The organism is Frigoribacterium sp. MCBA15_019, assembly GCF_001864945.1.
Taxonomy (GTDB): domain Bacteria; phylum Actinomycetota; class Actinomycetes; order Actinomycetales; family Microbacteriaceae; genus Frigoribacterium.
The window spans coordinates 47,789-72,624 of the sequence record NZ_MJGS01000002.1; the positions used below are offsets into that span (position 1 = coordinate 47,789).

A 24,836-nucleotide genomic window follows, 5' to 3' on the forward strand; every position below is an offset into this window, starting at 1 on the left:
ATGGTTCGACAGCGCATCGATGGTTCGTCTCACGCAGAGGGTGAAGGTCCTGTGGAGAACTACGACAGGGCGCGGTCACGACCGGCAAGGTGTGGGGATGATCGATTCCCTACCGCCCGTCATTCGCTCGTCCCAGCTGGGCCACGGGACGCGAGAGTCCTCCTCGGTCCGTCGCCGGATCGACCGTGGTGAGCTCCTCCGGCTGTGCCCGGGTGTCGCCGTCGAGCGGGAGGCCTGGCAGGCTGCCACGCCGAGGCAACGCCATCTCCTCCGCGTGGTCGCGCTCCTGCCCAAGCTGTCGAGCCGGGTCGCCGCCTCACACGCGTCCGCAGCGGCCGTCTGGGGTGCCCCGATCCTGGGTGACTGGCCGGACCGCGTCCACGTCGTCGACCCCGCTCGTCGTACGACGCAGTCCACGCCGACGGTCGTCCGCCACGCCGGACTTCTCCTGCCCCAGGAGGCGCGGGAGGAGTCCGGGTTGCCCGTCACCTCGCCGGCACGCACGGCTGCCGATCTCGCGTTGTCGTGGACCTTCCGGGAGGCCGTCGTCGCCCTCGACCAGCTGCTCCGCCGTCGGTTGACCACGCGGGAGGAGGTCGGTCGGTTCCTGGATGCACGGCCGACGGCTCGGGGCCGCACGGGCGCTCGTCGTGCCGTGGCCTTCGCGACGTCGGCGGCCGAGTCCCCCGGGGAATCGCTGACGCGGGTCGTCCTGCACGAGCTGGGTGCGCCTCCTCCGGTTCTCCAGAAGAGCTTCCGCTGGGGTGATCGCGGTCAGTTCGTGGACGTGGTCGACTTCTGGTGGCCCCGGTTCGGCGTCGTCCTCGAGTTCGACGGGCGGATCAAGTACGCGAAGGGCCGGTGGCGGAAGGGGCGTTCTCCGGAGCAGATCGTCGTGGACGAGAAGATCCGTGAGGACCGCATCCGCAACCGGCCCGAGGTCGTCGGATTCGCTCGCACGGTGTGGGACGAGGTCATGCACCCGCCGCGCCTCGCGATGAACCTGCGCGCAGCCGGACTGCCCCTGGGCTGACGCCCCGTGGCCGGTAGTCCTGCGTGTCGGCACCGGGACGACACCACCGATGCGCCGTCGAACCATCCACCTGCGTGGTTCGACGGCGCATCGATGGTTTCGGGCGGTGCGTCTGCCACACGTTTTACCCGCGCGAAACAATTCGTATACAAAACTGGGGCGTGCGGCAGGATTGTATGCAATCCACACCGCACAGACCGATACCACCCGAGCATCGGAGGCCCGATGGCCCGCCCACCCCGCCCGACCCGTGCCGCGAGCGCGACCCGTGCCGCGAGCGCGTCACGCGCCGCGACCCCGAGCGCACCGGCCGGCCGTCGCCGCCTGCGTCGAGCCCTCGCGCTCCCGGCCCTCGCCGCCGCGGCGACGCTCGCGCTGACGGCCTGCGTCCCGCAGCAGCCCGCCGGCACGAACCCGCCCGACAAGACCGACGTCACCACCGCGCCGATCGGCGACAAGACGATCGTCGAGGGCGGCGACCTGGTCATGGCGCTGTCGGCCGAGCCGGACGCCCTCGACCCCACCACGTCGTCGTCGCTCTACACGCGGTACGTCATGGAGACGGTCTGCCAGAAGCTGTACGACATCGACGCCGAGGGCGACCTCGTGCCGTTGCTGGCGACCGAGCTGCCGACGCTGTCGGACGGCGGGTTGACGGTCGACATCCCCGTGCGCACCGACGCCGTGTTCGCCGACGGGACCCCGCTCGACGCCGAGGCCGTGGTCACGACGCTGCGCCGCCACCTCGACAAGCCCGACTCGTCGCGGGCCAGCGAGCTCGGCCCCGTCACCGGGGTCGAGGCCCTCGACGACGACACGGTGCGCCTGACCTACGAGCGCCCCTTCGCCCCGCTCACCGCGGCCCTGGCCGACCGGGCGGGCATGATCATGTCGCCGACGGCGCTCGAGGCCGAGGGTGACGACTTCGGCGACGCCCCGGTCTGCGTCGGCCCGTTCAAGTTCGTCGACCGCGTGCCGCAGACCTCGATCTCGGTCGAGCGCGACCCGCTCTACTACGACGCCGAGGACGTGCACCTCGACACGATCACCTACCGCATCATCACCGACGCGAGCATCCGGGCCGCGAACGTGCGGGCGGGTGACGTGCAGGTCGCCGACTCGATGTCGACGATGGACGTCGACTCCCTCATGGCCGACGACGGCCTGACGGTGCTGCAGGTCGGCTCCTTCGGCTACCAGGGCATCACGGTGAACATCGGCAACCAGGACGGCGTCGGAACCGACCCCGTGCAGATCGACACCCCCCTGGCGAGCGACGTGCGCGTCCGTCAGGCGCTGGCCATGTCGATCGACCGCGATGCGCTCGTCCAGAGCGTGTTCGGCGGGTGGAACGACACCGCCTGCTCGCCGATCCCGCCGAGCAGCCCGTTCGCCACCGACGCCAGCGACGCCTGCCCGGGCTACGACCCCGAGGGGGCGAAGCGCCTCCTAGACGAGGCGGGCGTGGACACGCCCTACGACATCGAGATCCAGGCCAGCAACAACGCCGACACGTTGCGACTCGCCCAGGCGTTGCAGGCCCAGGTCGCCGACGGCGGGTTCCGCCTGTCGATCACCCCGGTCGAGTACTCGACCCTGCTCGACGTGCAGTCGCGTGGAGACTTCGACGCGCTGCAGCTCGGCTGGTCCGGTCGCGTCGACCCGAACGGCAACATGGTCAACTTCCTGCGCACCGGTGGCGGCAACAACTACTCGGGCTACAGCAATCCCCGGGTCGACGAGCTGCTGGCCGACGCGGCCGCGTCCATCGACGTCGACGAGCGTGCGGCGCTCTACGGCGAGGCCGTGACGCAGGTCCAAGAGGACGAACCGCTCATCTACCTGTACCGCACCCGCAGCCTGACCGCGCTGACGAACGAGGTCGCCGGGGTGTCCACCTACGCCGACGGCGTCGTGCGCCTCAGCAACGCCGCGTTCGTCGAGGGGGAGTGACCCGATGACCCGTTACCTGCTCACCCGGCTCTGGCAGTCGGCCGTCACGCTCGTGATCGGCTCGATCGTCGTGTTCTGGGGGGTGCGCCAGCTGCCCGGCGACCCGGCCCTGGCGCTCGCCGGAGAAGAGGCGACGCCCGAGCGCGTCGCCGCCATCCGTGCCGACCTCGGCCTCGACGACTCGCTGCTCGTGCAGTACGGCCGGTTCGTCGGCAACTTCGTCCGCGGCGACTTCGGTGAGTCCACCCGCACCGGCACCCCGGTCACCGAGCTGATCGGCGCCACCTTGCCGGTCACGCTGTGGCTCGCCCTCTACGCCATCATCGTCGCCGTCGTCGTGGGTGTCGCCCTGGGCGTCGTCGCCGAGCGGTACCGGGGCCGCTGGCCCGAGTGGATGGCCAACGCCGCCGCCCTGGTGGGGCTCTCGGTGCCGAACTTCTGGCTCGGCATCCTCGCGATCCTCTGGCTCGCGGCCGGTCTCGGGCTGTTCCCCGCGTCGGGTTACGTGCCGGTGGCCGAGAACCCGGCGAGCGCGTTCTACCACCTGACCCTGCCCGCGTTGATCCTCGGCACGAGCCTCGCCGCGGTCATCATGCGGCAGACCCGCGCCTCGATGATCGAGACGATGAAGACCGACTACGTGCGCACCGCGCGGGCCAAGGGTCTCGGTCGCGGCCGGGTGCTGATGCGCTACGGCCTGCGCAACTCGATGATCGTGGTCGTCACGATCGTCGGCCTGCAGCTCGGCGGCCTGATCTCGGGCGCCGTCGTCACCGAGCGCATCTTCGCCCTGCCGGGCTTCGGCAAGCTCACGCTCGACTCGGTGTTCACTCGCGACTACCCGGTGATCCAGGCCGTCGTGCTGATCATCACGGTCGGCTACATCGTGATCAACCTGGCGGTGGACGTCCTGTACTCCGTCATCAACCCGCGCATCAGGGTAGGAGGCGCATCGTGACCGTCATCGAGACACCCACCGCCGCAGGGGCGGGGCTCGGGTCGGCGCGGGGACGCGTCTGGCGCGGCCTCGTCCGCAACAAGCTGGGCGTCACGGGCGGCGTGATGCTGCTCGTCGTCCTCGTCGCGGGCCTCGCCGCGCCGCTCATCGCCCCGTACGACCCGACCCGGGTCAACTTCGAGCTGCCGTTCCAGGTGCCCGGCACCGTGGGCTACATGCTCGGCACCGACGACCTCGGCCGCGACATCCTGTCGCGCACCGTGTACGGCATCCGCGTCTCGCTGCAGGTCGGCGTGCTCTCGGTGCTGCTGGCCGTCGTGGTCGGCACGCCCCTCGGGCTGCTGGCCGGCTACTGGCGCTGGCTCGACGGCGTCATCTCGCGCCTGACCGACGTCATGCTGGCGTTCCCGTTCCTGATCATCGCCGTGGCGCTCGCCGCGATCAGTGGTCCGAGCCTGACGAACGCCGTGGTCGCCCTCGGCATCGCCCAGGTGCCGACGATGATCCGCGTGGTGCGCGGCGAGACGCTGCGCATCAAGTCGACCGACTTCGTCCTCGCCGCGACGACCATGGACGCCACGGGCCTGCGGGTGATCTTCCAGCACGTCCTGCCCAACTGCGTCTCGGCGATCATCGTGCAGGCGACGGTCATCATGCCGGTCGCCGTGATCGGCGAGGCCCTGTTGTCGTTCCTCGGGCTGGGCATCCAGCCCCCGACGGCCAGTCTGGGCATCATGCTCAGCGACGCGCAGCAGTACCTGGCCAAGGCGCCGTTCGCGGCCGTCGTGCCGGGTCTCGCGATCGCCGTGATCTGCCTGGGCTTCAACCTGTTCGGGGACGCCCTGCGCGACGCCCTCGACCCCACCGCCAGCGACCGGAAGTGACCCCCTCGTGACCTACACCACCCCCGACGAGTTCGTCACCCGCCCGGACCTGCGCGGCACGTTCGGCATGACGTCGTCGACGCACTGGCTGGCGACGGCCTCGGCCCAGTCGGTCCTCGAGCGCGGCGGCAATGCCTTCGACGCGGCCGTCGCGGGCGCCTTCGTGCTGCACGTCGTCGAGCCGCACCTCAACGGCCCCGGCGGCGACCTCACGGCGATCTACGCGACGGCCGAGGCTCCCGGCGTCCCGACCGTGCTGGTCGGTCAGGGCCCCGCCCCGGCCGGGGCCACCCGTGAGCACTACCTCGCCGAGGGCCTCGAGCTCGTCCCCGGGTCGGGAGCCCTGGCCGCCGCCGTCCCCGGTGCCGTCGACGCCTGGCTGAAGCTGCTGGCCGAGCACGGCACCTGGTCGCTCGCCGACGTCCTCGCCTACGCGATCGGCTACGCCCGCGACGGCCACCCGATCGTGGCGCGCGTGGCCTCCACCATCCAGACCGTCGCCGACTTCTTCACCGAGCACTGGCCCACCTCGGCCGCGCAGTGGATGCCCGGTGGCGAGGTGCCCCGCGAGGGCGACCTGCTGACGAACCCGGCCTACGCGGCCGTCCTCGACGAGCTGGTCGCGGCCGGCGAGGCCCTCGGCCCCGACGCGTCCCGCGAGGCGAAGATCGAGGAGGCGCGGGTCGAGTGGGGCAGCGGACACGTCGCGCAGGCGATCGACGAGTTCGTCCGCACTCCGCACCGTCACTCGTCGGGCACCGACCACGCAGGTGTCGTCAAGGCCGCGGACCTCGCCGCGTTCCGCGCCACGACCGAACCGGCGACCACGATCGAGTTCCGGGGTCACACGATCGCCAAGACCGGCGCCTGGGGCCAGGGTCCCGCCCTGCTGCAGGTGCTGGCGCTGCTCGAGCCGCTCGACGACGAGCTGCTCGACCCCTCGACCGCGGACGGCGCCCACACCATCGTCGAGGCGCAGAAGCTCGCCATGGCCGATCGCGAGGCCTGGTACGGCCCCGGGGACGTGCCCCTCGAGACCCTCTTGTCCGCGGACTACGCCGACGCGCGCCGCGCTCTGATCGGCGACCGGGCGTCGCACGACCTGCGACCCGGCGACGTCCCCGGGCGCGAGCCGTTCGCCCTGCCCACGATGCGCACCGAGTACCTGCCTCCCGCGCTCAGCGAGGCACCCGCCGGTGTCGGGGAGCCCACGGTCGCCGCCCCCGGGCGGGCACAGGCCCCCGCCGCCGCCCCCGCCGCACCGGCCGAGGACGCCCCGCCGACCGGCACCGCGCCTCCTGCCGACCGTCTGGCCGAGCCGTTCACCGAGCCGACCGGCGAGACGCGGGGCGACACCTGCCACCTCGACGTCGTCGACCGCTGGGGCAACGTCGTCTCGGCGACCCCGTCGGGCGGCTGGCTGCAGTCGTCGCCGACGATCCCCGAGCTCGGCTTCTGCCTGGGCAGCCGGCTGCAGATGTCGTGGCTGGACGAGGGCACGGCGTCGACCCTCGAGCCGGGCACCCGCCCGCGCACGACGCTGACGCCCACGCTCGTGCTGAAGGACGGCGAGCCCGTCGTCGCGCTCGGGTCGCCCGGCGGCGACCAGCAGGACCAGTGGCAGCTGCTCTACCTGCTGCGCACGATCGTCGGCGGGTACACCCCGCAGCAGGCGATCGACGCCCCCGCGCTGCACACCACGTCGTTCCCCGGCAGCTTCTGGCCCCGCACCTGGGAGCCCGGGGGCGTCGTCGTCGAGGACCGCCTGGGCGACGACGTCATCGACGCGCTGGTCGCCCGCGGCCACGTCGTCACCCGCGCCGGCGGCTGGTCCCTGGGCCGGCTGTCGAGCGTCTCGCGAGACCCCGAGACCGGTGTGCTCTCCGCCGCCGCCAACCCCCGAGGAGCCCAGGCCTATGCCGCAGGACGCTGAGAACCCGACCTCCCCGTTGCTGAGCGTGCGCGACCTGCGCGTCTCGTTCGGCGACACCCCCGCCGTGCACGGCGTCGACCTCGACGTCCTGCCGGGCGAGCGGGTGGCGATCGTCGGCCAGTCCGGCTCGGGCAAGTCGACGGTGGTCGCGGCCATCCTTCGCCTGCTGCCCGGGGCCGGTCACATCACGGGCGGCACGATCGAGCTCGCGAGCCCCGACGGCAGCACCCTCGACCTCGCGCAGGCGACCGAGGCGCCCATGCGCCAGGTGCGCGGGGCGCGCATCGGCCTCGTGCCGCAGGACCCGTCGACCAACCTGAACCCGTCGATGAAGGTCGGCGCCCAGATCGCCGACGCGCTGCGCACCCACGGCCTCCGCGGCCACGACGAGGTACAGCGCCGCGTCGTCGCGCTGATGACCGAGGCGGGCATCCCCGAGGCCGAGCGCCGGGCGGGGCAGTTCCCGCACGAGTTCTCGGGCGGCATGCGCCAGCGCGTGCTCATCGCGATCGCCCTGGCCCGCGAGCCGCAGCTGTTGATCGCCGACGAGCCGACCAGCGCGCTCGACGTGACGGTGCAGCGGCAGATCCTCAACCACCTGCAGACGCTGGTCGAGAGCCGTGGCACGTCGCTGCTGTTCATCACGCACGACCTGGGGCTCGCCGCCGACCGCACCGACCGCATCGTCGTGATGCTCGAGGGTCGCGTCGTCGAGCAGGGCACGCCCGAGCAGATCCTGCGTCGCCCGCAGCACGAGTACACGAAGCGCCTCGTCGCGGCCGCGCCGACGCTGGCCTCGGCGACCGCCCTCCGTCGCGGCGAGGCCGTCCTCGACGACGCGACGGACGCGAAGGAGGCGCGGGTCGACTCGATCCTGACCGTCACCGACCTGGTCAAGGAGTTCCGCCTCCGTGGTCGCCGTGGTGAGCAGGTGCGGGCCGTCGACCACGTCTCGTTCGAGGTGCCGCGCGGCACCACGACGGCGATCGTGGGAGAGTCCGGCTCGGGCAAGACGACCGTGGCCCGCATCGTGCTCGGCCTCGAGTCGGCGACGAGCGGGTCGGCGCTGATCGACGGCGAGAGCATCACGGCGAGCCGGGGTGCGTCCCGTCGTGCGCTGCGTCGCCGGGTGCAGCCCGTCTTCCAGGACCCCTACGGTTCGCTCGACCCGTCGTACAGCGTCGAGCGGCTGATCGACGAGCCGTTGCGCATCTTCGGCGTCGGCGACCGGGCCTCCCGCAGGCAGCGGGTCGCCGAGCTGCTCGACCAGGTCGCCCTGCCCCGGTCGGTCGCCCAGAGCCGGCCGAACGAGCTGTCGGGCGGTCAGCGCCAGCGGGTGGCCATCGCGCGGGCGCTCGCGCTCGAGCCCGAGCTGCTCATCTGCGACGAGGCCGTCTCGGCCCTCGACGTGCTCGTCCAGGAGCAGATCCTCGAGCTGCTCGGCGACCTGCAGCGTCGGCTCGGCCTCAGCTACCTGTTCATCACGCACGACCTGGCGGTCGTGCGCCAGATCGCCCACGACGTGGTGGTGATGCGCAAGGGCGCCGTGGTCGAGCGCGGTAGCGTCGACGACATCTTCTTGTCGCCCCGTGCCGAGTACACGACCGAACTGTTGGGAGCCATCCCCGGTGCCAGCCTCGCCCTCTGAGGGCCCACCACCCGTCGTCCTCGTCGACGCCCTGCGTCGCGAGATCGTCGAGGGCACCCTCGTGCCGGGGACGCGCATCACCGAGGCCTCGGTCGCCCGCCGCCACGGCGTCTCGCGGGTCCCGGTGCGCGAGGCGCTGCGGGCGCTCGAGGCCGAAGGGTTCGTCGAGTCGACGCCCCACGTGGGCAGTCGGGTCGCGGCGATCCCGGTCGACGAGGCCGACGACCTCTTCGCCGTCCGCGAGGCCCTCGAGATCTCGACCGCCCGACGGGCCGCCCTGCGGGCACGCGAGCTGTTCGGCGAGCCCCGCCCGCCCGAGGACTGGTGGCGGACCCGGCGCGTGCTCGGGCAACTGCTCGACGACGGGGACGCCGCCGTCGAGGCCGGCGACCTCGACCGACTCGTCGAGCTCAACGACCGGTTCCACGTCGGTGTGGCGCAGCTGAGCGGGAGTGCCACGCTGGCGACCCTGCTGCGCCAGCTGTCGAACAAGATCGAGTGGCTGTACGCGCTCGACACCTTCTCGCGCGGCAAGCGGCTCTGGCCCGACCACCGCCGCATCCTCGCGGCGATCGACGCGGGCGACGAGGCCGGGGCCGCCGAGCTGATGGGCTGGCACGTCCGCGAGTCGCGCATCGGGTTCCTCGCCCGCACCGAGCCCGCCGACCGGGTGGCCGACCTGCGGGCCACGCCGCCCGCCCTGCCGCCGACGATCCCGACGCCGACGATCCCGACGCCGACGATCCCGACGACCTGACCCGCGCCTCCTCGGCTCGCCCCCACAGGGGCGTGCAGCGGGTGCACGTTCTCAGGCATCGGTCGGCGGGTCTCCTTACTGTTCTCGGTCATGGACGAACCTCCCTCTCACATGCCCTGGCCTCTCCCACGCCTGACCGCCCGTGCGGTCGTCACAGACGGGGAGGGGCGACATGGATGACTGGGTCATGGTCGGCATCGGCCTCGTGCTCACCGTCGGCACCGGCTTCTTCGTCGCGTCCGAGTTCTCGCTGGTCAACCTCGACCGCAACGAGCTGGAGGCGCGGCGCGACCGGGGCGAGAAACGTCTCGGTCCCACGATCAAGGCGTTACGCATCACCTCGACGCACCTCTCCGGCGCGCAGCTCGGCATCACGCTGACGACGCTGTTGACCGGGTACACCTTCGAACCCGCCATCAGCTCGATGCTGAGCGGCCCGCTCGACTCGCTCGGCATGCCGGCGACGGTCGTGCCGATCGTCGGCAGCATCACGGGCATCGTGCTCGCCACCCTCTTCTCGATGGTGGTCGGCGAGCTCGTGCCGAAGAACTTCGCCCTCGCGCTGCCGCTCGCCACCGCGAAGTTCGTCGTGCCGTTCCAGGCGGCGTTCACCACGGTGTTCAAGCCGCTCATCCTGCTGTTCAACAACACCGCCAACGCCGCCATCCGGGCCATGGGCATCGAGCCCAAGGAAGAGCTCTCGGGTGCCCGCTCGGCGGAAGAGCTGAGCTCGCTGGTGCGCCGGTCGGCCCTCGAGGGGCAGCTCGACCAGGACCACGCGACCCTGCTGGGGCGCACCCTGCGCTTCTCGCAGCACGACGCCTCCGAGGTGATGACGCCACGCGTCCGCATGACCACGATCGCCTCCACCGGGTCGGCCGCCGACATCGTCGAGGCCGCCCTGGCCTCGGGGTTCTCGCGGTTCCCCGTGATCGGCGACGACAGCGACGACATCGTCGGCGTCGTGCACGTGAAGCACGCGTTCGCCGTCCCGCTCGCCGAGCGCGCCTCCGTCGGCTCGACCGCGCTCATGCAGGAGGCGCGCTTCGTGCCCGAGAGCATGGGCACCGACTCGCTGCTCGGTCTGCTGCGCCACGGCGGCCTGCAGATGGCCGTGGTGCGTGACGAGTTCGGCGGCACCGCCGGCCTCGTGACCCTCGAGGACGTCGTCGAAGAACTGGTCGGCGAGCTCGAGGACGAGCACGACCGCGCCCGCGTGGGCATCGTGCGCCAGGCCGGCACCGTGCTCTTCGACGGTGCCCTCCGGCCCGACGAATTGGCCGACCGGGCCGGCATCCGCGTGCCCGACGACGGCGACTACGAGACGGTGGCCGGGTTCGTCATCGACCGCCTCGACCGCCTGCCCGAGGTGGGCGACGAGGTCGCCCTCGAGAGCGGCAGCGGCAGCCTGCGGGTCGAACGCGTCGCGAACGGACGCCTCGAGCGACTGCGCTTCGTTCCGGCCCCACCTGACGACGGCCTCGGCGCCGTCGCACCCACGACCGAGCACGACCGCGTCGTCGCCTCGCTGAGAGAAGGGGTGACCCGATGAACGAGTACCTGCCCGGCATCGTCTGGCTCGTCGTGCTGCTGGTCGTCAACGGATTCTTCGTCGGCGCCGAGTTCGCCGTCATCTCGGCCCGCCGCTCACAGATCGAGCCCCGTGCCGAGGCCGGCAGCAAGGCCGCCAAGAAGACCCTCTGGGCGATGGAGCACGCGACGCTCATGCTGGCCACCAGCCAGTTGGGCATCACCGTCTGCTCGCTCGTCATCTTGAACGTGTCCGAGCCGGCGATCCACCACCTGCTCGAGATCCCGCTCGGCCTCACCAGCCTCTCGGCCGAGGCGATCGGCGTCGTCGCGTTCGTCGTGGCGCTCGTGCTCGTGACCTTCTTGCACGTGGTCGTCGGCGAGATGATCCCGAAGAACCTGTCGTTCTCGGTGCCCGACCGGGCGGCGCTCGTCCTGGCGCCCCCGCTGGTCTTCGTGGCCACGGTCTTCAAGCCGGTCATCTGGTCGCTCAACGCGGTCGCCAACGGCATGCTGAGGCTCTTCCGGGTCGAGCCGAAGGACGAGGCGACGAGCTCGTACACCCTCGACGAGGTCGCCACGATCGTCCAGCAGTCGACCCGCGAGGGCACGCTGATGGACTCGTCGGGCACCCTGTCGGCGGCGTTCGAGTTCACCACCCGCAAGGTGCGCGACGTCGAGGTGCCCCTCGACGAGATGGTGCACCTGGCACCGGGGGCGACGCCGGCGGACGTGCAGCGTGCCGTGGCGGCCCGGGGGTACTCGCGGTACGTGCTCACCGACGGTGACGGTCAGCCCACGGGCTACCTGCACCTCAAGGACGTCATGGACCTCACCGACGACGGGTCCTTCGAGGCACCCGTGCCCGCGAAGCGCATCCGCCGCCTGGGCGCCGTGAGCCGCGACACCGACCTCGAGGACGCCCTGGCCTCGATGCGTCGGGTCGGCGCGCACGTGGCCCGATCCGTCTCGCCCGAGGGCGTCACCACCGGGGTGCTGTTCCTGGAGGACATCATCGAAGAGCTCGTCGGCGAGGTGGACGACGTCTCGGCGGTCTGACGGGTCGGCGGTCTGACGGACCGCCGGCCGGTCGGGCGTCCGCGCCCGACCGACCGGGCGCGGACGCTCAGTCGACGGGGCGGTGCCCGGGCAGGGCGTGCAGGTCTTCGGCGGCGAGTTCGGCCGCGATGGGGTCACCGGCCTCGGTCGCCTCGCGCAGGGCGACGAACGAGGCCGCCATCGAGTCCCAGTGCAGCACCTGCACGATGTTCGGCACGCGCAGCTTGTAGGCGAGGCCGTCGGTGACGTCGGTGCAGACCTTGACCAGGGCCGGATTGCCACAGTGGTCGACGTAGGTCGAGAAGAGCGCGATGGCGTGGGCGTTGAGGGCCGGGCCGTCCTCTCGGTCGAGATCGTCGAGGCAGACGTCGATCGCCCGGACGATCTCTCGCTTGACGGCGGACGGAAGGTCGGGCACCGCCAGGCGGACCGCTCCGCCGAAGAGCACGCCGAGGGTCTGGACCGCCTCGACGGCCTCTTCGGCCTTCGGCATCGCGACCTTCGTGTAGCGGTTCGGTGCCATCTCGACGAGGCCGGCGCGCACGAGGTCGCCGAGCGCCTCGCGGATCGGGGTGCGCGACACCTGCAGCCAGGCGATCAACTCGTCGTCGTGCAGGCGTTCGCCGGGTTCGAGCGTGCCGTCGATGATCGCGTCACGGATGCGGCTGCGGACCGTGTCTCGCAGCAGCTGTCGCTCGGCGGCAGGGGGAGTGACGGGAATCGGCATGCGGCCTCCTAGATGCTCGCGGGCGTGTGCCCGGCCAGCATCCTAATACGAAAACGTGGCATTTTGCCCGTTGGGCAGCGAAGTTCACATGTCAGTTCCGGCGGACCCGCCGAGGGCCGGGCACGACGAAGCCCCGCCTCCTCGACGGGGGCGGGGCTTCGCGACTCGGGTCGGCGCGGTTACTTCGCGGCGGCGGCCGAGGTCGCTGCGGGCACGTGCTGTGAGGCGACCTCGACGCCGTGCGAGTCGCGCAGGGTCGTCAGGGTCTGCTCGATCTCGTCGTCGCGCTGCTCGGTCGTCCAGCCGAGCGAGCCGGCCATGACGTCGGCGATCTCGGTGAGCAGCTCGATGGTGACGCCACCGACGAACGCCAGGTTCGTGCGGCGCAGCACGACGTCGGCCAGGTGGACGGCGTCCTCGTGCTCGGCGAAGAAGGCGATCTCGGCCGTGGTCAGCGTCGGGTCGGCCTCGAGGGCCTGTGACGGCTGGTCGAGCAGCACCTCGATGACGTCGGAGGCGCGGGTGCCGTACCGGGTCAGCAGACGGTCGACCTGGTCGCGGTCGAGCCCGTCGGCGTGGGCCGCGACCCACGTGGTGCGGGCGCCGTCGGTGGTGGGGAAGCCCTTGCCGCCGCCGATCGCCATGCCCGTCGTGTCGACCGAGCGCTTCACGCCGAGCTTCGTGGTCGCCTCGGTTGAGAGGTGGGCCGACAGGGCGCGGAACGTGGTCCACTTGCCGCCGACGAGGCTGAGGACGGTCGTGCCGGGCAGCTCGGCGACCTCGGTCTCGACGATGCGGTAGTCGCGGGACACGAAGCCCGCGGCGAGGTCGTCGTGCTTCGGCAGCGGGCGGACGCCCGAGTAGCGGTAGACGATGTGGCCGCGGTCGAGCGCGATGTCGGGGTAGACGTGCTTGACGAGGTCGAAGAAGTAGTCCACCTCTTCTTCGGTGCAGACGGCGGGCTCGGACATGTCGGCCTCGAGGTCGGTGGTGCCGATGAGCACCCGGCCCTTGAGCGGGTAGATCAGCACGATGCGGCCGTCGTTGTTCTCGAAGAAGATCTCACGACCGTTCGTGGCCTCGAGCAGTTCGGGGCTGTCGACGACGATGTGCGAACCCTTGGTGCCGCCCATGTACTGCGACTCGGCACCGAAGGCCTTGTTGGTCAGGTCGGTCCAGGGGCCCGAGGCGTTGATGACGACGTCGGCCCGGACCGTGAACTCGGTGCCGCTGACGACGTCGCGGAGGGTCACGCCGCCGTCGGCGGTGCCGACGGCCTCGAGGTAGTTCGCGCTGCGGGCGTTGTCGCCGGCGGCCAGGCCGTCCTTCAGCACGTCGAGCGCGAGACGCTCGGGCTCGTGCACCGACGCGTCGTAGTAGGTGCCGGTGTACTTCAGCGCCTTGTTGAGGTGGGGCATCTCGGCGAGGGCCTTCTTGCGACCGAGGAACTTGTGACGCGGCACCGAGCCGCCGTCGCGCGAGAACGAGTCGTACATTGTCATGCCGACCTTGATCAGCAACGCGCCGCGCTCCTTGGTGGAGCGCTGCTTGTGGGTCAGCATGCGCAACGGGGCGTTCATGATGCCGCTGAACGTCGAGAAGATCGGCATCGTGGTCTGCAGCGGCTTGACGTAGTGAGGGGCGATCTTCAGCAGCCCGTTGCGCTCCTCGACGCTCTCGCGGACGAGGCGGAACTCGCCGTTCTCGAGGTAGCGGATGCCGCCGTGGATCATGTGCGACGAGGCGGCGGACGCGCCCGAGGCGTAGTCGGCGCGTTCGACCAGCACGACGTCGACGCCCTGGAGGGCGAGGTCGCGGAAGGTCGCGATGCCGTTGATGCCACCGCCGACGACGAGCACCTGTGCCGTCGGGCGGTCGACGATGCGCTGCACGTTGGGACGGATCGAGTCTGTCTTCTTCGACATGGTCACTGCTTCTTTCGAGATGCGATGTCAGGTGGTGGTGACCGACTCGTCCTGCGGGCCGGTAGATTCATCGTCGTCCCGATGCACACAGGGTGCAACGGATCTGCACGAACGTGCAAGGAGGTCCCGTTGGCCGCTGGCGACACGTCCGAACGCACGCAGGAGGCCCTGCGTGCCGCGCATCTGTACTACATGCAGGACCTCACGATGGAGGCGATCGCGCACGAACTGCAGACGTCCCGGTCGTCGGTCTCGCGCCTCCTGAAGTCGGCTCGCGAGACCGGCCTCGTCGACATCCAGATCAAGTCACCCCTCGACCAGCCGACGGCCGTGGGCGAGGGGCTGCACCGGCGGTTCGGCGTGGTGGCGCACGTGGTCCCGGTGCCCGACCAGACGAGTGACGTCGACCGACTCGACCGGGTCGCGCTGTCGGCTGCACGAACGCTCACGCAGTACGTCGACTCGAACATGGTCGTCGGCGTCGCCTGGGGTTCCACCGTCAGCGCGGTCAGCCGGTACCTGGTGCCCAAGGCCACGCACAACACCGTCTTCGTCCAGCTGAACGGTGCGGCGAACACCCGCACCACGGGCATCGAGTACGCCAGCGAGATCCTGCGGCGGTTCGGTCACGCGTACGGCGCCCTGATCCAGCAGTTCCCCGTGCCGGCGTTCTTCGACGACCCGGCGACCAAGCGCGCCCTCTGGCGGGAGCGCAGCACCCGACGCGTCCTCTCGTTGCAGGGCGCCATGGACCTCGTCGTCTTCGGCGTCGGCTCGCGCGAGGCGCACGTGCCGAGCCACGTCTACTCGGGCGGGTACCTCGAGCAGAGCGACCACGACAGCCTCGGCCACGACCACGTGGTGGGCGACGTCGCGACCGTGTTCTTCCGCGAGGACGGCTCGTCGGCCGACATCGAGCTCAACCAGCGCGCCACCGGACCCGACCTGGCGACCATCCGGCGCACGCCGCGTCGCGTCTGCGTCGTCGCCGGCGAGGCCAAGGTCGTCAGCGTCCGCGGTGCGCTCGCCGCGGGCCTGGTCACCGACCTGATCCTCGACGAGGGGACCGCCAGGGCGCTGCTGGCCAGCTGAGCCGGTCTCGGCCCGGACGAGCAAACGCGGGTGGGGAGGCGCGGGTGGGGTACATCGCGCCAGCCGCGACCCAGCCCGCCCGCGTAGACGGGAGCAGTCGCACACCGGGCCCTCGAGGGGCCCCGAGAGGAGCATCACCATGGCAAGCACCGAACTCACCGGACGCCGCGTTCTCGCGATCGTCACCAACTACGGCGTCGAGCAGGACGAGCTCGTCGTCCCCGTCGCGAAGCTGCGCGAGCAGGGCGCCACCGTCGTCGTCGCCGGCGTCTCCACCGAGCCGATCGAGACGCTCGTCGGCGACAAGGACCCGGGCCAGACCGTCCGCCCCGACACGACCATCGCCGAGGTCGACGCCGCCGACCACGACCTCCTGCTCGTGCCCGGCGGCACCATCAACGCCGACACCCTGCGCACCGAGAGCGACGCCGTCGACCTGGTCAAGGCCTTCGCCGCGGCCGGCAAGCCGATCGCGGCCATCTGCCACGGCCCGTGGGCGCTCATCGAGGCGGGCCTCGTCACGGGCAAGGAACTGACCTCCTTCGCCTCGCTGCAGACCGACGTCCGCAACGCCGGCGGCACGTGGGTGGACCGCTCGGTCGTGACCGACGTCGAGCAGGGCTTCACGCTCGTCACGTCGCGTGACCCCGACGACCTCGACGACTTCGTGCGCGAGACCTCGACGGCCCTGGCCGCCACGGCCTGATCCGTCGTCCTCCGTCGCGGCGGGGTCCGTCGTCCTGATCCGGGGCGACGGACCCCGCCGCGGGTCTTTAATGGGACGTCGGGCCGACGTCGGTCCGTCCCCGGCGCTCCGGCGCCCATCCGGTCGAGAAGGAGGCGCGGTGAAACTCGGCAAGACGCGCAAGACCCCCTCGGAACCCGCGACGCCCGATCCCGCGGCCCTCGAGCGGGCCGTCGCCGAGGGTGTCCTCATCTCGCGTGCGGCCGCCGTGGTCTCGGTGGCCAACTCGATCGTCATCCGTGCCCTCCGCGACGACGAGCACTTCGACCACGAGCGCACCCGCGAGGCCGTGCGGACCGTCCTCGGTCGCCTCGCGGCGGAACAACGCGAGCAGAACGAACGCATCGGCGGCGAACGGGCGAAGGCCCTCAAGGCCAAGGGGCGGTCGCGACACCAGCACGACTACCGGCGCGGTGACGACGACACCCTGTGGTTCCGCGAGAAGACCTACACGGCCGTGGCCGACAGGCTGGACGAACTGCAGTCCGACGACGACTTCGTGGGCGGGATCGTCGCGGCGGCGGTGGACCGGGCGTGGGGCGACGTCGGAGCCGTGATCGTCACGAAGGTGTCGGCGGTCGAGGCGGTCGACCCGGCGTATCCCGACGAACGCGACCAGCGCCTCCGTGATCTCGTCGAGGTGGACCTCGCGCGGCTGATCGCCCAGCCCCCACCGGGGTCGGATGCACCGCGCCCGACCTGACGGGTGCGCTCGTCGGCCCCCGACCTGGGGCTGTCCCGGCTCGGCACCGAGACGAGACGATGTCTTGACACCGCTCGGCCCTCACCACGTGGAGCCCTCGTCGATCAGGCCACCGCTGTGGGAGGAACCCGGCATGAACCGTCTCGTGAGCCCGCTCGTCCGTGGCTTGATCCGACAGCGCAACCGCTGGTTCGACCGGCGCCTCGGACTGCCCCGGCCCGAGGGCGTCGCGCGTGCCCACGCCCCCGGCGTCGGCCCCGATCGCGTGCTCTTGTTCGGCAGCGGGCCCGCCGTCGGGTGGGGCGTCCGCAGCCACGACCTGGGACTCGCGGGTCATCTCGCGCGAGCGGTCTCGCAGGCCACCGGCCGGGGGGTCGACGTCGACGTCGTGGCCGACCCCGCGATGAGGACGGCGGACGCTCGGCGGGTGCTCGGAGACCGTGACCTCACGCGCTACGACGCCGTGGTCGTGGTGACCGGCATCAACGACGCCCTCGAGATGACCGACCTCACGAAGTGGCGGCGGGCGTTCGTCGACCTGCTCGTCCACATCGAGACCGAGACCGGAGGCGCGAGCAGCCCCGTCCTCGTCACGGGCGTCCAGGCGCCCAGCGAGGTGACGGTGTTCCACATCGCCGGCGGTGGGCTCGTCGACCGCCACGCGGCCGAGGTGAACGCGATCATCCACGACGTCTGCTCGACGCATCCCCGCGTGCACGTGCTCATGCCCCCGTCGCCGCTCTCGGGCCACGACGACCGGGACCAGCTGATCGCCAAGTACGCCCGCTGGGGCGAGGCGCAGGCCGAGATGCTCGCGCCCATGCTCGACGCGCAGATGTCGGCCGGCGGCGGCGTGGCGCGGGCGCGCCGACACGCCCCACAGGCCGAGGTCGACCGAGTCGAGGCGATCAGGGCCCTCGGCCTCCTCGACACCGACCCCGAGGAACGCTTCGACGACATCGTCGAGCGGGCCCGGACACTGCTCGGCGCGAGCGGGGCCGCGTTCTCGCTCGTCACCGCCGACCGCCACTGGAACAAGGCCCTCGCCGGGGGCGGTGATCGCGAGATGCCCATGGCCCTGTCGTTCTGCGCCCACACGGTCGCCGGCGGCCAGCCGTTCGTCGTCGAGGACGCCTGGGCCGACGAACGGTTCGGCGTCGAGGCGCCGGCCCGGTTCTACGCCGGCTACCCGGTCGAGAGTCCCGACGGCGTCCGCATCGGTGCACTCTGCGTCGCCGACCCCGAACCGCGCACGGTCGAGAGCGTCGACCTCGTCATGTTGCGCGAGCTCGCCCTCAGCGTGCAGCGCGAGCTCGCGAAGCAGGCCGTCGCCCGCGCCTGACCTTTTGTGTACACGAAGATGTACACCTTCTGCTCGTCCGGCAGCACCGGTCGACGGCTCGAGGCTGACAGGCACTGGACACGCGACACGCCCGGGATGTAGGTTCGGTCTTCCGCGCCGATCGACGGTGCGGACACGTCGGAACGACGAGACAGAGCACGAGAGGAGGCCGCGATGTCGTACGAAAGCACGCCGCGCCTCCTGAACCAGCAGCCATGCGACCGCAAGCCCGTCGAGGGCACGCCCCTTCGCGGGCGACGCTGGCTCTCTCTCGACCCCCTCCGCTAGGCCCGACGACGTCACCCGACGCCCCGAGCCCACGAGGCCCGGGGCGTTCTCCCGTCTCTTCGACACCGCAGGCTCGACGGCCGCGGCACGAGGGAACGTCCGCCCGCCCCGGACGACGACCCCCTCACAGAATCGAAAGGACCATGGAGAAGATCACGTCCCGGCTGTTCAGCTGGGCAAGCCTGCTCGAGGCGAACACCGAGCAGCAGGCACGGACGACGTCGACGATGCCGTTCATCTACCCGCACCTCGCCCTGATGCCCGACGCCCACCTCGGGCTGGGCGCCACCGTCGGGTCGGTCATCCCGACGCTCGGCGCCGTCATGCCGGCCGCCGTCGGCGTCGACATCGGCTGCGGCATGATCGCCGTGAAGACGCAGTTCGTCGCGGGTGACCTGCCCGCCGACCGGAAGCCCCTGCGCGAGGCGATCGAGCGCGCCGTCCCGACCTCGGCCGGTCGCGCCAACGCGAAGGTCGTGGCGACGGCCGAGCCGCGCGTATCCGAGTTGACCGCCCTGGCCGAGGCCGCGGGCTTCGACCCGTCGTCGTACGCGAAGACGTGGCAGCTGCAGGTGGGCTCGCTCGGCTCGGGCAACCACTTTATCGAGGTCAGCCTCGACGAGACCGACGCCGTGTGGCTCTTCCTGCACTCGGGCAGCCGAGGAGTCGGCAACAAGATCGCCCAGACGCACATCAAGGTCGCCCAGGCGGCCATGAAGCGGTGGTGGATCACGCTGCCCGACCCCGACCTCGCCTACCTCGTCGAGGGCACGCCCGAGTTCGACCGGTACGTCGCCGAGCTGCGGTGGGCCCAGCGGTTCGCCCTGCTGAACCGCGAGGAGATGATGGACCGCGTCGTGCGGCAGTTCGCCGACTGGGTCGGAGCACCCGTCGACGAGCAGGAGCGCATCAACTGCCACCACAACTTCACCCAGCAGGAGCGGCACTTCGGCAAGGACGTCTGGCTGTCGCGGAAGGGCGCCATCTCGGCTCGCGCCGGTGAGCCGGGGCTGATCCCGGGGTCGATGGGCACCGCGTCGTACGTCGTCGAGGGACGGGGCGACCCGGTCGCCCTGCAGTCGTCCCCGCACGGTGCGGGTCGCGCCTACTCGCGGAGCGCCGCGCGGAAGACCTTCACGCACGAGCAGCTGCGCGAGGCCATGACGGGCATCGAGTACCGCGACACCGACGCGTTCCTCGACGAGATCCCCGCGGCGTACAAGCCGATCGACCAGGTGATGGCCGACGCCGCGTCGCTCGTGACGATCCGCCACACGCTGCGGCAGATCGTCAACGTCAAGGGCGACTGACACCGGCGCCCGCAGGCGGGGCCGGCGGTGCAGACTCGGACCATGAGTGCTGCACCGCTGGTCACGCCCGACGGGCGGTACCTCGTGGTCCGCGGCCGGCTGTGGCGCCGGACCGATCCGCGCCTCGACGAGGCGACCCGCGCCTCCTTGGTCCACGAGCTGATGGAGGCGCGGCGCGCGAAGAAGACGGCGCTGGCCGCCGACGACGCTGCCGCCGTCGAGGACGCCCGGGCCCGGGTCGACGCCGCCAAGACGTCGCTCGGCGAACGCGGACCGGTGTGGTGGGACGACGACGCCCCCGACGAGACCCGCCGCATGGCGCGGAACACTCGCTACGCCGACTGGTTCGCCGGCGTCGAGGCCGACGCCGCCACGAGCTGAACACTGCGCCGCGAGGTGCCCTCCGCACCACGAAGTGGACACCGCGCCACGAGAAAACGCGGTGCGGTGTCCACTTCGTGGTGTGGTGCCGTGTGATGCGGTGCGCGGGCGGTCGGCCCGCCGCGGGTGCGGCTAGCGGCCCTGGCGCTTCTTAAACGGCTTGGGCTGACCCTTGACGGCGGGGGTGCGGCCCTTGCCCTTGGACGCCTTGGCCTTGCCGCCCGCCGGCGGGGGTGGCGGCGGCGTCGGGGTGGACGGGCTCGCCAACTCGTCTTCGGCGACGACCACCGCCGCCTTGCCGGCCTTGGTCAGCCGGTAGGGCGTGGCGTCGCGGTCGAACAGCTTCGCGCCGAATTCGAGCTCGAGCGCCTCGATGGACGACTCGAGCTTCTGTCGCGAGATGCCGAGCTTGTCCGCCGCGACCGGGAAGTGCAGCACGTCGGCCGCGACCAGGAAGTGTCTCAGGTGGCTGGTCTTCACGCCGTGGCGACCGAACCGCCGGAGGAGCCGCCGCCGACCGAGTCCGCGCGGATGCCCAGGCCGTCGAGGGCCTTCTGGAAGATCGTCAGACCGCTCATGCCCGGCAGGTTCGAGATGTTCTGGTCGAGCTTGACGGCGGCCTTGCGGCCGTCCTCGCCGCTCATCAGCTGGCCGAAGACGAACTTGACGTCGTCGACCTCCATGATCGACGAGCCGACGGGGGCCCAGACCTTCGACAGCAGGAAGCGCGTCAGCTTCTGGGCCTTCTTGCTCGCGAGCAGACGCTCACGGGCCTGCGAGACGTAGAACGCGACGTGGCGGGCCTCTTGCTTGGCGATGCGCTTCAGCAACTCGGCCAGGACCGGGTCCTGTTCAAGCTCGGCCATCCGCTTGTAGGCCGACACGGCCGAGTACTCGTTGGCCGCGCCCCACGACATGTGGACGGCGACGAAGTCCGAGCCGACGATCTTGCCGAGCAGGCCCTGCTTGACCGGGTCGAGGCGCTCGCGCCAGCCGAGCTTGAGGCGGTTGGCCCGCAGCTGGTCGTAGTCGACCGTGATGCCGTGCACCTCGAGGATGGCGGCGAGGGCCTCGCCGTGCCAGAACTCTTCGCGGTTCCACATCGTCATGAACGTGGTCATCTCGTTCTCTTTGTGAGAAGGAGTCGTGAGCAGGTCACGGGTGTAGCAGACCGTGTGGTACTCGACGTCGGCCATGTAGCGCAGCGTCCGCAGCGAGTCCGCCGACAGCGGGTTCTTGCGGAAGTGGTCGAGGTCGAGGTCGTCCCAGCTCAGTCGTTCGGAGGTCGCGGCGAACTTGTCGATGTCGAAGGCCATGTGATGTCAGGAGGCGCGGGTTCAGACCCTGCCTCCGTCTCCTTTCGCTGTGGTGCTGCTGGTGCCGCTCGTGGTGCTGGTGCCGCTTCTGCCGTGGGGGCCGCTGCGAGTCCAATCGCGGATGCTCCATCTTCTTCGGAGCGCCTCGCGTGCCAGATTGCTGTCGGGGTTGACCGCGTTCGGGTGCCCGACCATCTCGAGCCAGGCGAGGTCGGCGAACGAGTCACCATAACCGTACGACCCCGAGAGATCGATGTCGTTCGCCTGGGCGTACTGGCGCAGCCAGGCGGCGCGGGCCTCGTCGACCAGCGGGGGCTGTGCGAGGTAGCCGGTGTAGACGCCGCTGCGCTGGTGCATCGTGCTGGCGACGACGTCGTCGAAGAGGTGCGCCAGGGGAGTCGTCAGGGTGTCGATCGAGCCCGTGACCAGCACGGTGCGGTGCCCGGCGGCGCGGTGCTCGGCGAGGCGGGCGAGGGCGTCGGGGAGGGTGTGGCGCAGCACGGTGTCGGCGTAGCCGCGCGACCGCACGACGCCCGAGAGCCGCGCGACGGGCATGCCCTCGTACCGCCGCGAGAACGTGCGGATGAACTCGCCGCGGTCGCGACCCTCGGCCCGCAGGTAGCGCGGCAGCGAGGTGAGCAGGCTGGCGACCTCGCCGGGCCAGGCGGCCTTGCGGAACCCGGCCGAGCGCACCCAGAGGTACTGCTCGACGATGTTGCTGTCGAGGACGGTGCCCTCGAGGTCGAACACGGCGACGACGTCGTCGCGCCGCGGCAGGGCCCGCGTGTCGGCGACGGCGGCCGACGCGGCGGGTCGCACCGAGAACGCCCGGGTCATGGCGGTGATGGACGGGAAGTGCACCTCTTGGAAGTAGGCCTCCCAGTCGACGTCGGTGACGTCGAAGCCGATGTCGGCGGGGGAGCCCGCCGGGAGTCCGGCGTGCAGGGCCCGCGTGCGGCGGTCGTCGAAGATGATCTCGGACTGCACGTAGTGGCGGTAGAGGTCGGTCAGGCTCTGCAGCGACTCGAGGTCGGCCCGACGGGTCTGCACCCCGGCCAGCGCCGTTCGGGTGCGGAGCGTGCTCGGCAGCCGGGTGAGCACGGCCTCGCGGACGTCGTTGACGCGGTTCGCGGTGCGGATGGCGCCCTCGACCTTGCGCACGCCCGGGAAGTTCCAGTGCGGCGCCTCGATCGACGAGTGCTCGTCGCGGGGCAGCGGGTTCGCCGTGAAGAACGCCTTCAGGTTCTCGAACATGCGCAGGATCGAGAACGGGTTGCTGCCGCCCGAGCTGGCGTGGAAGTACTGGGGGCTGCCGGCTTCGACCGGGTTCGCGGCGACGGCGAGGATGACGTTGACGACGTAGTCGACCGGGATCACGTCGAGCACGCTGTCGGGCACCCCGGGGAACTCGGGCAGCAGTCCGCGGGCGTACGACATGATCAGCGGGTCGGCGACCTTGAAGCCGTCGATCCAGCCGGGGTAGGGGTGTCGGTGGGCGCTCTCGACGATCGCCGGTCGGACCACCGACAGGCGGTGCCCGGCCTCGGCCCAGAGTTCTTCCGCGGCGCGCTCGGCGAAGGCCTTGGTCAGCGTGTAGACGTCGGTCCAGCCGAGCGTCTCGGCCCGGGTGCGCCCGTAGTCGACGAGACGGGCCTTGACCCAGGCGACCCGCGCCTCCTCGGCGGCCGCGGCGACCGCCTGCGGGCCGGTCTTGCCGTGCGCCGCGCGACCCTGGGCGAGGAAGGTGCGCAGCGTCTCGGGCTGGCGCGAGGCGGCCTCGACACGGGCGCGCGCATCGCCGGCGGCGGCCCGTTCGACACGCCAGTCGACGGTGTGGCCGAGCGACGCCTCGGGGAACACGCCCTTGCGGATGCCGCCGACGTAGGCCGTCGACACGTGCACGACGTGTGGGTCGGTGCCCGTCTTGCGAAGGGCTTCGTACAGCCCGACCGCTCCGCCGACGTTGGTCTCGAAGGCCTGGTCGATCGGCGGGTCGAAGGACACCGTGGACGCACTGTGGATGACGACGTCGAGGTCGCCGGGCAGGTCGGGCAGGTCGCCGAGACCGCTCTCGATCACCCGGAGCCGCTCGGCGAGGGCCTTCTCGACGCCCTCGGGCCCGACCGCCTCACGCCACGACGAGAAGACCGGCTTCTTCAGCAGGTGCCGCAGACGCCCCTCGGCCGAGGTGCCGGCCTTGGGGCGGATGAGGAGCGTGACCGTCGTGCCGGGGTGCGACGAGAGCAGACGCTCGAGGATCGCCTGGCCGACGAAACCGGTGCCGCCGGTCAGCAGGACGTGCGAGCCGCCGAGGTCGACGCGGGTGGCGCCCGGGGTCTGGTCGGGCAGCGCGAGGCCGGGGGAGGAGCTCATGCGGTCAGCTTTCTGGTCACGGCCGCGCCGACGGTGGCGTCCAGGCCCGGCAGGTCGGCGACGAGCGCCCCCACGCGGTCGGCACGCAGGTGGCCCTCGGCCCCGCCGAACACGGTGGCGTCGAAGAAGGTGCGCTCGGAGTCGGCGCGCTCGACGGCGCCGATCGGCCAGACGGCCGTCAGCAGGGAGGCGCGGGTCATCTTCACCGAGCGGCGCGAGTCGCGCAGACGCCAGTCGGCCTCGCTGGCGAAGAACTGCTCGTGGCGGGCCTTCACGACCCGGGCACGATCGACGACGGTGGTCAGCGTGGGGTGCGCCGCGAGCTCGACGAGGCGGTCGTATGCCTCTCGGAGCACCCACTCGTCGACGGCACCCGTCGTCGTGTGCACGGCGACGATGGGGGACCCGACGGTGATCGCCTGGAGGGCCCGGGTGATCGGGCCACGGCGCTCGACGGCCTCGGAGGCGGCGTGCCGCTTCGGGCCCTCGGGCACGTCACGGTTGCGGGGCTCGCGGTGGGCCTCGAGGACCGCGTCGAGCGCGTCGGCGAGCCAGAACTTCTCGAACGCCCACGTCACGAGGAACGCGGTGACCCTCGTGTCCTTGTGGGTGGCCGTGACCAGGAGGTTGCGCAGGTTCTCCATCGTGGCGCTCTCGAGCCGGCCGAGGTGGCGGACGAGGCGAAGGGCGTCCGGGCCGAGGGGCGTGTCGGCGAAGCCGGACAGGTCGAGGTCGGGACGCCAGTTGCCCTGGGCCGTCTTGGTGAACTCGCGGATGTCGAAGTCGGGGTCGGCGCGCGGGGCATCTCTGGTCGTCATGACAGGTGGACCTCCGGGGCAGAAATGGACGAGGCGAGAAGGGCCTCGAACGGGTCTCGAT

Annotated in this window: 21 protein-coding genes; 15 read left to right on the forward strand and 6 right to left on the reverse strand. The window is 71.3% G+C overall.

Annotated elements, in window-relative coordinates; all coding sequences use genetic code 11:
• The first annotated feature begins 97 nt into the window (after positions 1-97).
• From BIV04_RS05155 to BIV04_RS05195, 9 genes are all read left to right on the forward strand, one after another.
• Complete coding sequence (locus BIV04_RS05155) at positions 98-1,033, forward strand: hypothetical protein (protein ID WP_218141823.1); 936 nt, start codon at positions 98-100, stop codon at positions 1,031-1,033.
• 225 nt (positions 1,034-1,258) lie between these two features.
• Positions 1,259-2,986, forward strand: coding sequence for an ABC transporter substrate-binding protein (locus BIV04_RS05160; protein ID WP_083396173.1), 1,728 nt, complete (start codon positions 1,259-1,261; stop codon positions 2,984-2,986).
• 4 nt (positions 2,987-2,990) lie between these two features.
• On the forward strand, positions 2,991-3,944 hold the full coding sequence (locus BIV04_RS05165; protein ID WP_071254934.1) for an ABC transporter permease: 954 nt from the start codon (positions 2,991-2,993) through the stop codon (positions 3,942-3,944).
• Positions 3,941-4,828, forward strand: coding sequence for an ABC transporter permease (locus BIV04_RS05170; RefSeq protein WP_071254935.1), 888 nt, complete (start codon positions 3,941-3,943; stop codon positions 4,826-4,828). Before BIV04_RS05165 ends, BIV04_RS05170 begins: the two co-directional genes overlap by 4 nt.
• Positions 4,829-4,835: 7 nt before the next feature.
• Complete coding sequence (locus BIV04_RS05175) at positions 4,836-6,761, forward strand: gamma-glutamyltransferase family protein (protein ID WP_071254939.1); 1,926 nt, start codon at positions 4,836-4,838, stop codon at positions 6,759-6,761.
• Positions 6,745-8,409 (forward strand): ABC transporter ATP-binding protein, encoded by a 1,665-nt coding sequence (locus BIV04_RS05180; RefSeq protein ID WP_071254941.1) that lies wholly within the window; start codon positions 6,745-6,747, stop codon positions 8,407-8,409. Before BIV04_RS05175 ends, BIV04_RS05180 begins: the two co-directional genes overlap by 17 nt.
• A complete protein-coding gene (locus BIV04_RS05185) occupies positions 8,390-9,166 on the forward strand; it encodes a GntR family transcriptional regulator (protein ID WP_218141824.1) in 777 nt (258 codons plus the stop codon). Before BIV04_RS05180 ends, BIV04_RS05185 begins: the two co-directional genes overlap by 20 nt.
• 172 nt (positions 9,167-9,338) lie before the next feature.
• Positions 9,339-10,718 (forward strand): hemolysin family protein, encoded by a 1,380-nt coding sequence (locus BIV04_RS05190; RefSeq protein ID WP_071254944.1) that lies wholly within the window; start codon positions 9,339-9,341, stop codon positions 10,716-10,718.
• Positions 10,715-11,755, forward strand: a complete 1,041-nt coding sequence (locus BIV04_RS05195) for a hemolysin family protein (RefSeq protein WP_071254947.1) — start codon at positions 10,715-10,717, stop codon at positions 11,753-11,755. The genes BIV04_RS05190 and BIV04_RS05195 overlap by 4 nt, the downstream gene beginning before the upstream one ends.
• A gap of 67 nt (positions 11,756-11,822) precedes the next feature.
• Here BIV04_RS05195 and BIV04_RS05200 read toward each other — a convergent pair whose 3' ends face one another.
• Positions 11,823-12,482 carry a GntR family transcriptional regulator gene (locus tag BIV04_RS05200; protein WP_071254950.1) on the reverse strand — a complete coding sequence of 220 codons (660 nt, stop codon included), beginning with the start codon at positions 12,480-12,482 and terminating at the stop codon, positions 11,823-11,825.
• Positions 12,483-12,661: 179 nt separating this feature from the next.
• Entirely contained in the window at positions 12,662-14,407 is a 1,746-nt protein-coding gene (locus BIV04_RS05205) for a glycerol-3-phosphate dehydrogenase/oxidase (protein WP_071254953.1), read from the reverse strand.
• A 192-nt stretch (positions 14,408-14,599) separates the two neighbouring features.
• Between BIV04_RS05205 and BIV04_RS05210 the strand changes: the two genes are divergently transcribed.
• The 6 genes from BIV04_RS05210 (at position 14,600) to BIV04_RS05235 (ending at position 20,268) form a co-directional block, all read left to right on the forward strand.
• A complete protein-coding gene (locus BIV04_RS05210) occupies positions 14,600-15,499 on the forward strand; it encodes a sugar-binding transcriptional regulator (RefSeq protein ID WP_235477807.1) in 900 nt (299 codons plus the stop codon).
• 139 nt (positions 15,500-15,638) lie between these two features.
• Positions 15,639-16,205, forward strand: a complete 567-nt coding sequence (locus tag BIV04_RS05215; protein WP_071254960.1) for a type 1 glutamine amidotransferase domain-containing protein — start codon at positions 15,639-15,641, stop codon at positions 16,203-16,205.
• Between the two features lie 139 nt (positions 16,206-16,344).
• Entirely contained in the window at positions 16,345-16,947 is a 603-nt protein-coding gene (locus tag BIV04_RS05220; RefSeq protein ID WP_071254963.1) for a hypothetical protein, read from the forward strand.
• 133 nt (positions 16,948-17,080) lie between these two features.
• A complete protein-coding gene (locus tag BIV04_RS05225; RefSeq protein WP_071254966.1) occupies positions 17,081-18,289 on the forward strand; it encodes a GAF domain-containing protein in 1,209 nt (402 codons plus the stop codon).
• A 431-nt stretch (positions 18,290-18,720) separates the two neighbouring features.
• The gene (locus tag BIV04_RS05230) at positions 18,721-19,887 is read left to right on the forward strand and encodes an RtcB family protein (protein ID WP_071254969.1); all 1,167 of its coding nucleotides are present in this window, start codon (positions 18,721-18,723) and stop codon (positions 19,885-19,887) included.
• 42 nt (positions 19,888-19,929) lie between these two features.
• Complete coding sequence (locus BIV04_RS05235) at positions 19,930-20,268, forward strand: hypothetical protein (RefSeq protein WP_071254970.1); 339 nt, start codon at positions 19,930-19,932, stop codon at positions 20,266-20,268.
• Between the two features lie 132 nt (positions 20,269-20,400).
• On the opposite strand, the gene BIV04_RS05240 is transcribed toward BIV04_RS05235, so the two are convergent.
• From BIV04_RS05240 to BIV04_RS05255, 4 genes are read right to left on the reverse strand one after another with little or no spacing between them, the layout of a single operon-like run.
• Entirely contained in the window at positions 20,401-20,748 is a 348-nt protein-coding gene (locus BIV04_RS05240) for a LysR family transcriptional regulator (protein ID WP_071254971.1), read from the reverse strand.
• A complete protein-coding gene (locus BIV04_RS05245; RefSeq protein WP_071254972.1) occupies positions 20,745-21,584 on the reverse strand; it encodes a ferritin-like domain-containing protein in 840 nt (279 codons plus the stop codon). Before BIV04_RS05245 ends, BIV04_RS05240 begins: the two co-directional genes overlap by 4 nt.
• A 21-nt stretch (positions 21,585-21,605) precedes the next feature.
• Positions 21,606-23,957 carry an SDR family oxidoreductase gene (locus tag BIV04_RS05250; RefSeq protein ID WP_071254974.1) on the reverse strand — a complete coding sequence of 784 codons (2,352 nt, stop codon included), beginning with the start codon at positions 23,955-23,957 and terminating at the stop codon, positions 21,606-21,608.
• Positions 23,954-24,775, reverse strand: coding sequence for a hypothetical protein (locus BIV04_RS05255; RefSeq protein ID WP_071254975.1), 822 nt, complete (start codon positions 24,773-24,775; stop codon positions 23,954-23,956). The genes BIV04_RS05250 and BIV04_RS05255 overlap by 4 nt, the downstream gene beginning before the upstream one ends.
• Between the last annotated feature and the right edge of the window lie 61 nt (positions 24,776-24,836).

What these genes read in the sequence shown, in the direction of transcription:
- BIV04_RS05155 (WP_218141823.1), top strand. Translation starts at nt 98, where the DNA reads ATGATCGATTCCCTACCGCCCGTCATTCGCTCGTCCCAGCTGGGCCAC.
- BIV04_RS05160 (WP_083396173.1), top strand. Translation starts at nt 1,259, where the DNA reads ATGGCCCGCCCACCCCGCCCGACCCGTGCCGCGAGCGCGACCCGTGCC.
- BIV04_RS05165 (WP_071254934.1), top strand. Translation starts at nt 2,991, where the DNA reads ATGACCCGTTACCTGCTCACCCGGCTCTGGCAGTCGGCCGTCACGCTC.
- BIV04_RS05180 (WP_071254941.1), top strand. Translation starts at nt 6,745, where the DNA reads ATGCCGCAGGACGCTGAGAACCCGACCTCCCCGTTGCTGAGCGTGCGC.
- BIV04_RS05190 (WP_071254944.1), top strand. Translation starts at nt 9,339, where the DNA reads ATGGATGACTGGGTCATGGTCGGCATCGGCCTCGTGCTCACCGTCGGC.
- BIV04_RS05195 (WP_071254947.1), top strand. Translation starts at nt 10,715, where the DNA reads ATGAACGAGTACCTGCCCGGCATCGTCTGGCTCGTCGTGCTGCTGGTC.
- BIV04_RS05200 (WP_071254950.1), bottom strand. Translation starts at nt 12,482, where the DNA reads ATGCCGATTCCCGTCACTCCCCCTGCCGCCGAGCGACAGCTGCTGCGA.
- BIV04_RS05205 (WP_071254953.1), bottom strand. Translation starts at nt 14,407, where the DNA reads ATGTCGAAGAAGACAGACTCGATCCGTCCCAACGTGCAGCGCATCGTC.
- BIV04_RS05210 (WP_235477807.1), top strand. Translation starts at nt 14,600, where the DNA reads ATGCAGGACCTCACGATGGAGGCGATCGCGCACGAACTGCAGACGTCC.
- BIV04_RS05215 (WP_071254960.1), top strand. Translation starts at nt 15,639, where the DNA reads ATGGCAAGCACCGAACTCACCGGACGCCGCGTTCTCGCGATCGTCACC.
- BIV04_RS05225 (WP_071254966.1), top strand. Translation starts at nt 17,081, where the DNA reads ATGAACCGTCTCGTGAGCCCGCTCGTCCGTGGCTTGATCCGACAGCGC.
- BIV04_RS05230 (WP_071254969.1), top strand. Translation starts at nt 18,721, where the DNA reads ATGGAGAAGATCACGTCCCGGCTGTTCAGCTGGGCAAGCCTGCTCGAG.
- BIV04_RS05235 (WP_071254970.1), top strand. Translation starts at nt 19,930, where the DNA reads ATGAGTGCTGCACCGCTGGTCACGCCCGACGGGCGGTACCTCGTGGTC.
- BIV04_RS05245 (WP_071254972.1), bottom strand. Translation starts at nt 21,584, where the DNA reads ATGGCCTTCGACATCGACAAGTTCGCCGCGACCTCCGAACGACTGAGC.
- BIV04_RS05250 (WP_071254974.1), bottom strand. Translation starts at nt 23,957, where the DNA reads ATGAGCTCCTCCCCCGGCCTCGCGCTGCCCGACCAGACCCCGGGCGCC.
- BIV04_RS05255 (WP_071254975.1), bottom strand. Translation starts at nt 24,775, where the DNA reads ATGACGACCAGAGATGCCCCGCGCGCCGACCCCGACTTCGACATCCGC.